We start from the raw sequence: 13,094 nt of genomic DNA, 5'->3' as shown, positions 1-13,094 counted from the left end.
GACTAATACCAATCGTATTAAATATCTGTTCATTCAGCGGGAGTTAAACGGGCTTTAGACAAGGCGAAGGCTTGAAGGCATAGTGGCGCTCTGTCGAAAGCCTTAAACGCACTAAAGTCACTGCGATAGATTTTTTTGTGTTTTATTTCTTATCGATTAGTTAAACCAAGCTTAAATTAATGCTGCGTTTTTATAATCATCGATAACAACCATCATTATTTAGGAAGCGACACCCAAATGGAAAACCATAAACCTGTCACTGGATTCCAGCGATTTCTCAATGGCGTCGAAGTCGTCGGCAATAAACTGCCCGATCCGGCGGTGTTATTTGCGATGTTTCTGGGCTTAGTCTGGCTGATCTCTTGGGGATTATCGGGTGTCAGTTTTGATGAAATCGACCCTCGTACTGGCAACCCCATTCAAGTCGTGAATATGCTCGAAGGCGGCGCACTGACTGCGTTTACCTCGACGATAGTCTCCACCTTTGTGACTTTCCCGCCGCTGGGTGTCGTGCTGGTTGCTATGCTAGGTCTTGGCGTGGCTGAGCATACTGGCTTTATTAATGCTGGGCTGCGCTCAATTTTATCTGTTACCCCCAAGATGTTACTCACTCCGGTATTGATCGCCGTGGGTATCCTGAGCCATGTCGCGGTAGATGCGGGTTATGTACTGGTTATCCCGCTCGGCGCGGTGATCTTCTATGCCGCGGGTCGCCATCCCCTAGCCGGTATTGCCGCCGCTTTCGCGGGCGTATCCGGCGGTTTTTCTGCGACCGTGGGCGTGCCTTCGAGCCTTGATCCTATGTTAGCGGGCTTAACTCAAGCAGCGGCAAGATTATCCGCCGATCCCGCAGCCGCCACATTAACGATTAACCCACTGAATAATATCTTCTTTACGTCGGCCTCAGCCGTGTTAATCATCTTAGTTGGTTGGTTCTTAACGGATAAAGTAATTGAGCCGCGCCTAAAAAACACCGCGGTGAATGGCGATCCCAGCACACTCCCAACGCTTGATGAGCTGGCGCCCCATGAGCGCCGAGGTCTCAAATTCGCCATGGGCGCCATGTTGTTATGTGCCTTAGGGCTAGTGTTTACCGCCTATGGTGACAACTCTGCCTGGCGTGGTACCGATGGCGCGCTAACCAGTGCCTCGGCTCCCTTAATGCGCTCCATTGTGGCGATTATTTTTGTGTTCTTCCTCGTGCCAGGCATAGTCTATGGCTATGTTGCGGGCACGGCGAATAACCACAGGGCCATTATTCAAGGCATGAGTAAGTCCATGAGCGGCATGGGTTATTACATCGTCATGGCCTTCTTCTGCGCCCAGTTTATTTACGCCTTCGGTCAATCCAATTTAGGCGCATTAATGGCGATTAAAGGCGCGTTGGCGTTGAAAGAATTGGCCCTTCCTATGGGCGTGACTTTGGTGGGGATAGTGTTTCTCACGGCGTTCGTCAATCTATTAGTCGGCTCTGCGTCGGCCAAATGGGCTTTGATTGGAGCCATCATGGTACCCATGTTAATGGAACTAGGCGTATCGCCCGATCTGACCCAAGCCGCTTACCGCGTGGGCGACTCGTCGACCAATATCATCACTCCGCTGATGCCTTATTTTCCGTTGATTGTGGTGTTTTGCCAAAAATACGTTAAGGAATCAGGCATTGGCACTCTAGTGGCACTGATGTTGCCGTTTTCAATCAGTTTTCTCCTGCTTTGGAGCGGTTTCTTATTGGCTTACTGGGCCCTAGGTCTGCCATTAGGAATTGGCAGCTCGCTGACCTTCCCCGCACTATCTTAGCCTTAGTATAAATATCGCTTGGCTGAGAGCGTCGGCTGAGCTATCACAGATAAACAAAAATGGCGCCAACTCGATAAGAGCTGACGCCATTTTTATATCTATTGAATCAAACGATTGGGCTTATTTAGTATCCGATCTCAATACTAACTCGACACGGCGATTCTGCTGCTGCCCCGCCTCATCACTGTTGCTTGCAACGGGGGCATGCTCACCAATCCCTACGGCTTCCAATTGTTGAGTTTGAATACCATGACTCGTGGTCAATAACTTCACTATCGCCACTGCGCGGCGCTGGGATAGACCTTGGTTATAGGCTTGATTACCTTTGTCATCGGTATGACCCACCACATAAAAGGCACGCTTAGGGTTTGCCTTTAAGTAACTGGCAAGCACCTCGACAACGGGCTGCGCCTCGGGCAATAACTTGTCGCTATCGTACTCGAATAACAACCCTTCTAAGGCAACATGCCCCTTAGCTTCGATTTGGTCGGTCAGCGCCTCAAGATTGATCCCCACGCGGTCATCCTTAAGCTCAGTCTCCTCTAACACCCGCAAATCGGTCCATAACCCGCCGATATAACCTATGGTATAAGTGCTCACATGCACATTCCCCTCGGGGCGCGTTAAGGTATACCAAGCATAAAACTGACTGTCTTCATTACCGATATTCACTAGAGAATCGATAGCTCTGATAAACCTATCCTCCCTACCACAGGCCTTTCCCTGACACTCAAATTGCGACTCGAATCCGAGTTTAGTCAAAGCTACTTTGTAGTTAGTGAACACCTCGTAACCCGAATATTCCTTTGGTATTGAATAGCCATTTTGAGTCAACTTACCCGCACGCTCCACCAGCACAGGCTTATTGCTTGCATCCATTGAAGACACAAATACTGTGCTCGCAAAGCCTTGGCGTTTAAAGTCCTGGATATAGCTTCCCTTTAAGCGGCTGATAAGCGGATGATCCTCGGCGCCATTCGTATCCTTCTTTTGATTGTCTTTAAACTCGATTTGCTTAGGCGCCTGCTGTAAAAATGCGGCATTAACCGTGACTAAATCTAACGGCTCTGGGATCACCTCGAGCGTCGTAATATGAAGACCCGCAGAATCATTCATAACTGCCGCTTGTATGGCGGTATAAAACTCTTTTTGCTCATTCTTCACTCGAGCAAACAAGTAACCACTTTCAACACCAATAACGCCATCCAACAGGGCAATTTTTTCTCGCAATAGGCGAGAATCACCACAGGCCTCAAGCAGACACTCGAATAGGACTTCGCCACCAAGCTTTTTAATCTGCTCACGGTAATTATCGAGAATATGCACAGGGCTGTATTCGGGCGCTAATTTGTATTTTTGCTGATGGACCTGACCGAAGATAGGCTTAAAACGATAGTCAGATCTTTGTTCACCCGCGCTGATAATAAAGGGATATTCTGCATAATGGCGCGTCAATTCATCCTTTAATTTCGCAGTAGGAAAAGGCGTAAATAATCCCTCATCCGCCGCCATTAATGACAATGGCAATAGGCTCGTCGACATAGCCAATAACCCCGCTAAATAACTCCGCTTAGAAACACGCATCAATATTTACCCTCCATAGAAATACTGCTGCGAAAAGTAACACTAAACAGATTGTGCAATAACAAATATTAAACAAGTTAATACTTTAGCGTGATTGAGGCGATGGGTTGTACAGGCAAAAATAGCTGTCGAAAATGCAGACTGATTTAAAAACAGCCGCATTTTGACCGGAAGGATGCCAAACGTTGTCGTGAAAGGGATTTCACATCAAGCCGCATGTTTTATCACAAGCGGCGTCGATTTTTATCCACTCAGACCGATACTCACTCCCTTCTTAGTCACCTAGGCTCATGCTATTTGGCTTGGCCACAAATAACACTGCAACACGTTGAATACTCGACGTTATCAGATGACTCCGCGCTAACTCAGTGCAATGGAAATTGCCGAATTGATGTAAGGACACAAGATGTTTAAACCTAAACTGCTCTCTTTGCTGATCGCCACCAGTTTGCTGACGGCTTGTTCTGGCTCCGACGATAAAGATGACACCACCACGACGCCAGAGCCGACGCCACCCACAGAATACGCCCATAAAGTCACAGGTCAGGTCACTTATATCGGCGCTATCGCCGGGGCCAACGTGTGCGTGGATCTCAACCAAGACTTAAGCTGCTCAGAGGGTGAACCGAGTACCACTACGGACACTGACGGTAAGTATCAAATCGATTGGAAAAGCGCGACCGAAAAACCTAACTATTACCTGCTGGCTAATTGGATTGATAACGCGCCTTCATCGGCACGCTCAGCATTGGCGGTTAGCACCGCCGCAGCTCACACAAACGCCACCGCAGGCGGTATGAATATCGTTGCCCTGCCCGATCATGCGGGTCATATCAACGCGCTGACCAATATTGAGTTTTCACGCTATCGCAAGCTGATTGAATCCGACTTAACGCCACAGCAAGTGATTGAGTTCCGCGCCAAACTCAAAAAATTATACGCCACTGGATTTAAACAAGTCGAAACTGATTTATTTAGTCTTTCGCCCGAAATCACCCTGCAACCAACATTTCTCGACACCCTGCTGTTACACGATTATCTGCTGAACCTCACCAATGAGCGCACAGTGGAAATTTTAGCGGCTATCGAAGTGTTAATCGCCGCATTTGAAGCCTTCGAGAATTTAATCCTAGGGTATGGCTTTGGCACAGAGGCTTATCTGCAAACCAATCCCGTTGCCGTCACTAATAAGGTGGAGAGCACCTTAGTGTCCTTCGGTTATATGGAAGCGCCAGTTGATGGTAAGGCGATGAACAGCACTGACTGGGATACAGTGTTTAGCAGCATGCTCAATCATACCGACGCATCTCATGTGCTCAACATCGCCACCGTTCGCAACAGCCACTTTGTCAGCTTAGATTATGGTACTGCTGACCAAACTCTTACTGGGGTATTTTCAGGTGACGCTGTGATGATCTTCGACAACTCGTCTGGAGAGGAGGTCCCTACCGAATGCTGGAATGAGCCGATGAAAAAATGGATCAATGCCTCGCGTAACGACCAAGGGTATGTCCTTAAAGAACCTGTAATTGAAGGCAATCAACTAAAAACCGTTTATGCCGGCACTGAAGTCCCTGTCGAAATGAATTTCCATAAGTATCAAAACACGGCCGCTGACTGGCAGGATTTGCTGGCAAACCTCCCGAGCGACCTTAAACTGGCGTCACTCAGTTGGCCTTCACAAATATATCGCATGGACATTAAGCAAACGGCTGATGTGCTATGCCGCGCAGAAGATCCCATCACCTATGAAACGGGCGTTGAAACCGCGAGCGAGCTTTCCTCTAGCGTGATCGTGGAGCTATTGTGGCCCTTCGCTTACCCCGAGAGTTACGTTGAGGACTCAACGAATAAATTCATCATTCTCGATAGCTTCGGTCAGCCTGAAAGCCAACATGAATGGAGCATTAGCACCAGCCCGAACGGCGGCAAGCTGCTAACTATCACTGAAATTGTGGAGGATCCGATTGCGAGCCAGATGGTGCAACCTCGCTACTACCTTGTGACCTCAAACTTGCTGACTGAAGTTGAGCTAAACACGGCATTTGATACGACTGACAATAAACAGTTATATCGCTTTACCTACGACCAAAGCTTCAGCAATACCCTGTACAACCACTTTAAGTCGCTAGCAAAATAAACCTTACTCCCTCCGCGCCCCTGAGTTGATTCCTCGGGGCGCTTATCTCAACTTAAGTCGCGATGCACCGTAAAGAGTCCATTAGAGGCAGATAAACGCATCTCGCTCATAGTAAAAGATAATCGCTTCAAGCAGTTCCTGTTCACTCGGCAGCGCTTTTTGCTGCTTAAGATTATCAATCACATCCTCTATTTGATCCGTGTTTAGCAGGTAACCATAGTCACTGTGGCCTAAGCCATCCTCAAAGGCATCAATTTCGTCATCCGAGAGATCCCTCATATCGGCCACTACCGGGAATAATAACGTGGTCAGCTGTAGGGATTCACCGTCATCAAGATCTTGATAAACCAGCCAATAACTTAATCCCGGTTGTTCGATGCACTTTCTTATCCAGCGCTGTAGCGACTCAGGCTGACCAAAGAATGAAGTGATTTTCATAATGTCCTCGAAATGGCGTTGTCATAGTAAAACCGAGTGAGTCAAAGAGTTGCATGGTCATAGAGGTTATTCACCACTCCCAAGATGCATACAAGTAACTGATGGGAATTCTCGCGACTCAACCCGCCCCAAGAATACGAGAGGATATCTGCGTCCATCAAAGCCAAAATCACAATTCATCAATTCGATGGACAAAACCCAAACCAAAATTAAACAAACATCACTTTACGATATGTATTTTTAAACATTATCCATTTAGGCATGGTGTTATTTAGGTTTTGGTTATTTTCAAACCAAGCTTGGTGATGTTTCACAAAACCCGTTACGCCAACTGTGGTACCTTAAGCGCCCAAAAAACGTGTCAGGGCTGAGCTTTTACGCCAAAAACGAGGGCAAGCCAGTAAATAGATAACTAGTCTTAAGACACAAAATGCCGCGGTAACTGGGGAGTTTCGCAAGAATGAAGAGCAAGAGTTTATTAGGCAACATTGGTGTGCAAGTGGTTATTGCCATGATTATTGGCGCACTGGTTGGTTTTACCATGGGCGAAAGTGCGAGCATCTTCGCCCCACTGGGCACCATTTTTATCCATTTAGTCAAAATGCTAGTGATCCCACTGGTGCTGGTGTCTATCATCAGCGGCGCCGCCAGCCTAGGCGATAGCCCCTCGGCGGGTAAGATTGGTGTCGGCACCTTCGGTTTCTTTATTGTCACCTCGGGGATTGCCGTTGCCTTAGCATTAGTCATGGGCAATATGTTTACCCCCGGCGCGGGTGTCGACTTTACCGCCCATAGTAGTAGCGGCCTGATGGAAGTCACCGCCGAACATGGCGCACTGCCTGGGGTAATGGATACCTTTATTGGCATGATCCCAACCAACGTGTTCGAATCGCTGACTGGCGGGAATATCCTTCAAATTCTGGTGTTTAGTATATTTTTCGGTATCGCACTGACCAAGGTCAAAGGCGATGGCGCTAAGCCCATCATGGCAGCGTTAAATACCGTCGTCGACGCCTTTGTGTGGATGATTAACTGTGTGATGGTGATTGCGCCCATTGGGGTGTTTGGCTTGATGGCCGATTCCGTCGGCACCTTCGGTTTCGATGCCTTAGAAGTAGTGTTTAAGTTGTTTGCCGTGTTTGTGGCCGCGATTCTGATCTACGGTTTTGTGTTCTTCCCCTTAGTGGTGCAGCTGTTTTCTAGGGTATCGGCACGCCAATTTATTTCGGCGATGAAAAAACCTCAGGTGATGGCACTGTCGACGGCTTCATCCATGGCAACGCTGCCGGTGAATATGGAAACCTGCGAAGAAAATCTTAAGGTTTCTAAGGCCACCACCGCCTTTGTGCTGCCTTTAGGCGCCACCATCAATATGAGCGGCAACGCGATTTACTATGGTTTAGTCGCCATGTTCTTCGCGCAAATGTACAACGTCGATCTGTCGATGACCGCCTATGCCGCGATTATCTTTACCTCAACCTTAGGCGCCATTGGCCAAGCGGGTGTGCCTGGTCCATCATTTTTAGTGGTCGCTGTGCTACTGGCCGCCGGTATTCCCATTGACGGTTTACCATTGTTATTCGCCCTCGACCGGGTGTTTGACATGATCCGCACCGCGCTCAACATCACAGGTGATGCCGCCTGCGCCGTGATTATGGATAAGTACACCGCAGAGCCAAGCTCGAACTAACTGTGCGAATACATTGATATACCAAGGCTTGAATAGGCTTGCTTATTCAAGCCTTTTTTATGGTTTAAACTTCGAGATACCGCATCTTATCCCACTGATTTTGTATCACTTAATGCAGATTAATGTGATCTTGGCGACGCCTTGGGCTAAGCTCAAACGGCGCCGCCTCGCAATTTGTATTTCTTTATCCGCCAAGCCACACGAGCACAATGTCTTTCTGCGATAATGGCTTGGCTACCATCAGTCCAAAGGAGTGTTGCACTATGTCCGTATTTGCCCCTGCAAGCCCTTTTGCCGACTTTATCTATCGTCATTTCCGTGCCATTCACGCCCTTAAACTCGGCCTCGCCCTACTGATTGCCGTCACCATTAACGCCATTTGGTCGCCGCCGCATTTTATTTGGAGCATGGTGACCATAGTGATCATTATGATGAGTCTGCCGCAGGTGGGCGGCGCGATTGAAAAGTCCCTGCAACGGGCGGTAGGCACTTGTTTAGGTTCGGCTTATGGCGTGATGTTAGTGGCCACCATCGACAGTTATTGGCTGATTATGGGGCTGCTGATCTTAGGGGTCACACTGATCTGTTTTATCTCGGCGGGACGCTACAGCTATGCCTATCTGGTGGCGGGATTCACCATTATTATCGTAGTGGGCGATGCGAACCACGACACCTCAGAGGCGCTCTGGCGCACGGCAAATATTCTGCTCGGTTGTGTTATCGCCATTCTGGTGTCGCTGTTTATCTTCCCGATTAAGGCCAAACAGGACTGGCGCAGCCAGCTCACTAATGCCATCGACAATATGGCCAAAGTGCTGACCCAACATCTACAGGCCCCCGCCAACCATGATTTAGATTTTCGCGCCGAACTCGAAGCGGCCATGAAGGCGGTATTAACCCAGAAGAAACTGTTTTTCTCCCTCGAGTGGGAAAGCCAAACCCTGAAAAAACATAAAGTGCTGCTGGCGGAATTAGTTAATAAACAGGTTAGGTTGATCACCCTACTCGAGTTATTACCTTTGAGTCGCTGGCAGGAGGCCGACAAAGAGGCATATCACCAAATCAACAAAGTCGCCGCCGAGCTTACAGCTTATCTGCAACGCCTTGGCGAATTTGTTGCAGGCAAAACAGCCACATTGCCCACACTACCAAATGCATTAGAGCAGGAGTTGCAACACAGATTACAACTTAGCTTGGCAACACCCGCGCCAGACCACACCTCAACCTCTGTGGCAAACGAGGTAGCGCAGGGATTTGCCCTCACGGGATACGGCTGGCTTATCTATCAACTCGCCATCGCCGTCGAAGCCCTCTACGCCGATATCGAGATTATCGAAATCGCCTATAGCGGACAAACCGTGTTACATAAAACCGACAAGCCTTCATAGGCTGTTACCACGGGGAATGGAAGCGAAAATCACTCAGTCAGATCAAGATAAACCCTTGGCAGCCCTTGCACTCGCAGGGGCTTAATGAAAAGATACCGCCCTAATAAAAATTCGATGTGTGGACTGTTTTCATGCGCTTGTTTTCCCCTTCCGTTATCGCCATTGCCTGCTTATCGGCGGGTTCACTATTCACCACCCAGTTAGCCGTTGCCGCGACTACCGAAGTCGCGCAGCCTGAAGTGACGACTACTGGAGCTGCAAACGCTGAGGCCGCTAAAACTGACACGGTTGACACCAGTGCCGAAAGCAGCGCTTTGCCCGCAACAGAAGCGGCTCCCGAAGCCGCAGTGATAGCGACACCGGCTCGCGCCAATACCTTTGTGAATGATGCCATTCTCCCGCCGAGCATCACGTGGCACGGTGCCAGTGAGTCGTTGTTACTTAGCGCCGATAACGAATGGGCGACGCCCTTCGAGCAAAGCAACGGCACCGAAAGCCCAAGCTATGACGACACCATCACTTGGCTCGACCGATTAGCGGCCGAAACCACCAAATTGCAGAAAGTCAGCCTAGGCAAGAGCCCTCAAGGGCGCGACATTTGGATGTATGTCGCCAGCAGTGAAGGCATTAACGAATCGGCGCGCCTTAAGCAAAACACTAAGCCGACGATTCTGGTGCAGGCGGGGATCCACGCGGGCGAAATCGACGGTAAAGACGCCGGCATGATGCTGCTGCGGGATATAGTCAAAGGTGATAAAAGCGACCTGCTCGAAAAGGCTAACTTGCTGTTTGTGCCTATGTTTAGCGTCGATGCCCATGAGCGCAGCGGCGAATTTAATCGTGTTAATCAACGTGGCCCAGTCAATATGGGTTGGCGCACCAATGCCAATAACCTCAACCTTAACCGCGACTACGCCAAGGCCGACACCTTAGAAATGCAGCATATGCTGCGGGCGATTAATGTGTGGCAACCGGATCTGTATATCGATGTGCATGTCACCGACGGTATCGATTACCAGTACGACATCACCTTCGGCTACAATCTCGCCCAAGGTTTGAGTCCCGCCAGTTTCCGTTGGCTCGAAAATAGCTACCGCCCAGCGGTAGAAGCTGCGCTAAGCGCCCAGGGCCATATCCCAGGTCCACTGATTTTCGCCGTCGACAATACCGATATCACTAAAGGCATGTCACTGTGGAACCCTAGCCCACGTTTCTCTAATGGTTATGGTGATGCCCGCCATCTGCCCACCATTTTGATTGAGAACCACAGCTTAAAACCCTTTAAGCAGCGCGTACTTGGCACCTATGTGATGCTAGAGCAAACCCTAAAAACCGTGGGCGACCAAGCGACCAAGTTAAAGAGTGCGATTCAAGAGGATAAATACCGCGCCTCGCCACTGATCACCTTAACGTGGAAATCGGCACCACTGGCTAAAGGTTGGGATTTTAAAGGCATAGATTACAAGTTAGAGCAGAGTCCGATTAGCGGCACCGAAGTAGTACGTTGGACGGGCGAGCCTAAGTTGTACCCGAATTTACCTGTGATTGCCGAAACTGTGCCCGATATAAAAGTCACTCGCCCGAGTGCTTACTATATTCCCGCCCAGTGGACACAAGTGATCGACCGCTTAAATCTACATGGCATTCGGATGACACGTTTAAGCAAGCCAACAGAGCTTAAATTGCAGCAATACAGCTTGAGCAATCCGGTGTTTAATACCAAGGCGTTCGAGGGACGACTCACTGTGAAGGCCGACTCGACACTGGCGAAACTGACCACCACCTTGCCCGCGGGCACAGTGAAAATCAGCACAGATCAACCCTTAGGCGATCTGGCGATTTTACTGCTCGAGCCACAATCACCGGACTCGTTACTGCAATGGGGCTTCTTCAACCCTATCTTTACCCGTACCGAATACATTGAGGACTACGCCGTAGAGCCGCTGGCCACCAAGATGCTGAAGGAAGATCCAAAGCTGCAGGCCGCATTTAATAAAGCGCTGGAAAACCCAGAGTTTGCCGCCGATCCCGAGGCACGCTTACGCTGGTTCTATGAGCGCAGCCCTTACTACGATAATCAATATCTTAAATATCCAGTCTACCGTAGCCGTTAATCCCCGCAGTTAAAAACAGCAAGGATTAAGCAGGCTTACGCGCACTGATGCTATACACCAAGGGCACATGTTGCCCTTGGTGTTTTAGCACATAACGGCCATCGGCTTGCGCCTCTAGCCCTGCGAAACAGTTATAGGGGCTAAACGCAAACTCGTGAAAGAGCTCCAACACTAAGCCCGCCTGCAATAAGGCATTGATCACCTCAGACAAGCTATGCGACCAGCACATTAAGGTTTGCTGCTCATCACCGGCATTCTCGGTATAGGTCCCTTCCTGCTCTATATCTGGCTCACCGCGATTAAAATAGCTATACCCATCGAATAGCTGCTGCGCCGGATGAAACTCGACCATGTAAAACTGTCCGCCGGGCTTTAAACACGCCGCAATGGTCTGCGCCCAGAGCGTTAAATCCGGCAGCCACACAATCGCGCCATAGGAGGTAAAGACAATATCTTGCGGCTCAACCTTGCCCGCCACGCTGTAGACATCGCTACAGATAAACTCGGCGGACAACTGCGTCTGCTCCGCCAGCTTGTGCGCCTCAGCAATCGCCACCTCGGATAAATCGACCCCAGTCACCTTTGCGCCCATTCGCGCCCACGACAGGGTATCTAAACCAAAGTGACATTGCAGATGCAGTAGGCTCTTACCCGCCACCGCAAGCTCATTTAATTCGATTTCCGTTAAGGAGGTGTTGCCATTCAAAAAGCCTTCAACATCATAAAAATCAGAGGTTAAGTGCACCCGAGTGCGGGCATCCCAAGCGATTTTATTGGTCGTTAAGTAATCCATGTGAATCCTTTCTGGTTATGCTGTTAGCCACGTTGGCTGAATGGACACACGCTAACCGAATAAGTGAGTAATTTCACCACTCTTTGGGAAAAATCACTCATTCAGCGGACATGTCCGCCTACGGCCAAGCGGACGCATTTGAAGTATTTAACTGATAATTAAGGAATTTAAAAGTTGGCATAGGATGTGCTATCTCTCGACATAGCAATTATCGCCATAGACTCCGCACTCTGCAGCTTATCGAGTGTCGATAACAAGGAAGAAGAAAATGTCACTACGCCCTTTTATATTCACCCTCGGATTTGTCGCCGCCTTTACCGTTGGCGTGTCACTCACTGGCTGCATTATCAATGTGAACGCCGCTGGCATGCCGGATTTAGATCACCAGCAACGTGAACTCAGCCTAGATGCTCAAGACTTACAAGAACTCGTCGCCGAAACGGGTGCGGGCAGCCTTGAAATAATCGGCGTCGAAGGCCTAACCCAAATTAAGTTAGTCGCTGATATCTATAGCAATGACGATAGCAAAGTGATTCTCACCCTTGAGAAAAAGGCTAACAAAGCCCAGCTTAAGGCCGACTTTGAATCCCATAGCAGCTTTAGCAATTACTCGCCTTATATCGACCTTAAGTTACAAGTCCCTGCCGGATTAGCACTGGACATTGACGATGGTTCGGGTGCGATTTTGATCAACAAGATGACCGCGGATATCAAGGTCAAGGATGGCTCGGGCGAACTGGTTATCCATGGCGGCAATAATGTCAGCATCGACGATGGTTCTGGCGCGATTGAAGTCAGCCAAGTGAACGGCAACCTCGCGATTGTCGATGGCTCTGGCGGCATCCAAGTCAATGATATTAAAGGCAGCATCACCATCGATGACGGCTCTGGCGAAATCAACGTCGCCAATGTGCAAAACACAGTCACCATCAACGATGGCTCAGGCGATATCAACGTGGTGAACACTAAGGGCTTAACCATTCTCTCGGCAGGTTCAGGGGATGTGAGCTTCGATAAAATCGATGGCCCAGTAAGCAAACACTAAGCCCGTTAGACCAACAGCATTACCGCTCCACCAACTTCCCGGCGTAGAGACTGATGTTGCAGTACCCAACCAAATGTCAGTCTTCTACCCACCCCTTTGCGTTAC

9 protein-coding genes are annotated in these 13,094 nt (G+C 49.3%); 6 read left to right on the top strand and 3 right to left on the bottom strand.

Translation table 11 applies throughout. The features are described 5' to 3' along the window. The first annotated feature begins 237 nt into the window (after positions 1 to 237). Complete coding sequence (locus K0H60_RS00985) at positions 238 to 1,797, top strand: AbgT family transporter (RefSeq protein WP_220054378.1); 1,560 nt, start codon at positions 238 to 240, stop codon at positions 1,795 to 1,797. A gap of 120 nt (positions 1,798 to 1,917) precedes the next feature. Here the strand turns inward: K0H60_RS00985 and K0H60_RS00980 are convergent, their stop codons facing one another. Next, positions 1,918 to 3,381 (bottom strand): OmpA family protein, encoded by a 1,464-nt coding sequence (locus K0H60_RS00980; protein WP_220057003.1) that lies wholly within the window; start codon positions 3,379 to 3,381, stop codon positions 1,918 to 1,920. 406 nt (positions 3,382 to 3,787) lie between these two features. Here K0H60_RS00980 and K0H60_RS00975 point away from each other — a divergent pair, with 406 nt between their 5' ends. Next, positions 3,788 to 5,521 (top strand): hypothetical protein, encoded by a 1,734-nt coding sequence (locus tag K0H60_RS00975; protein WP_220057002.1) that lies wholly within the window; start codon positions 3,788 to 3,790, stop codon positions 5,519 to 5,521. Positions 5,522 to 5,602: 81 nt separating this feature from the next. On the opposite strand, the gene K0H60_RS00970 is transcribed toward K0H60_RS00975, so the two are convergent. Further along, positions 5,603 to 5,959 (bottom strand): DUF7716 domain-containing protein, encoded by a 357-nt coding sequence (locus K0H60_RS00970; RefSeq protein ID WP_220057001.1) that lies wholly within the window; start codon positions 5,957 to 5,959, stop codon positions 5,603 to 5,605. A 460-nt stretch (positions 5,960 to 6,419) separates the two neighbouring features. Between K0H60_RS00970 and K0H60_RS00965 the strand changes: the two genes are divergently transcribed. The 3 genes from K0H60_RS00965 (at position 6,420) to K0H60_RS00955 (ending at position 11,151) form a co-directional block, all read left to right on the top strand. Further along, the gene (locus tag K0H60_RS00965) at positions 6,420 to 7,649 is read left to right on the top strand and encodes a dicarboxylate/amino acid:cation symporter (protein WP_220057000.1); all 1,230 of its coding nucleotides are present in this window, start codon (positions 6,420 to 6,422) and stop codon (positions 7,647 to 7,649) included. A 263-nt stretch (positions 7,650 to 7,912) separates the two neighbouring features. Further along, complete coding sequence (locus tag K0H60_RS00960; protein ID WP_220056999.1) at positions 7,913 to 9,037, top strand: FUSC family protein; 1,125 nt, start codon at positions 7,913 to 7,915, stop codon at positions 9,035 to 9,037. Between the two features lie 131 nt (positions 9,038 to 9,168). Beyond that, positions 9,169 to 11,151 carry a M14 family metallopeptidase gene (locus tag K0H60_RS00955; protein WP_220056998.1) on the top strand — a complete coding sequence of 661 codons (1,983 nt, stop codon included), beginning with the start codon at positions 9,169 to 9,171 and terminating at the stop codon, positions 11,149 to 11,151. A gap of 25 nt (positions 11,152 to 11,176) precedes the next feature. Here the strand turns inward: K0H60_RS00955 and K0H60_RS00950 are convergent, their stop codons facing one another. Next, the gene (locus K0H60_RS00950; protein ID WP_220056997.1) at positions 11,177 to 11,944 is read right to left on the bottom strand and encodes a class I SAM-dependent methyltransferase; all 768 of its coding nucleotides are present in this window, start codon (positions 11,942 to 11,944) and stop codon (positions 11,177 to 11,179) included. Between the two features lie 268 nt (positions 11,945 to 12,212). On the opposite strand from K0H60_RS00950, the gene K0H60_RS00945 reads away from it, so the two are divergent. Then, positions 12,213 to 12,989: a DUF4097 family beta strand repeat-containing protein gene (locus tag K0H60_RS00945; protein WP_169548431.1), complete on the top strand. Its 777-nt coding sequence runs from the start codon at positions 12,213 to 12,215 to the stop codon at positions 12,987 to 12,989. Positions 12,990 to 13,094 lie beyond the last annotated feature (105 nt).

Origin of the sequence: Shewanella mangrovisoli (assembly GCF_019457635.1) — a bacterium.
GTDB classification, from domain to species: Bacteria; Pseudomonadota; Gammaproteobacteria; order Enterobacterales; family Shewanellaceae; genus Shewanella; species Shewanella mangrovisoli.
This window is presented reverse-complemented; position numbering and strand designations above follow the sequence as displayed.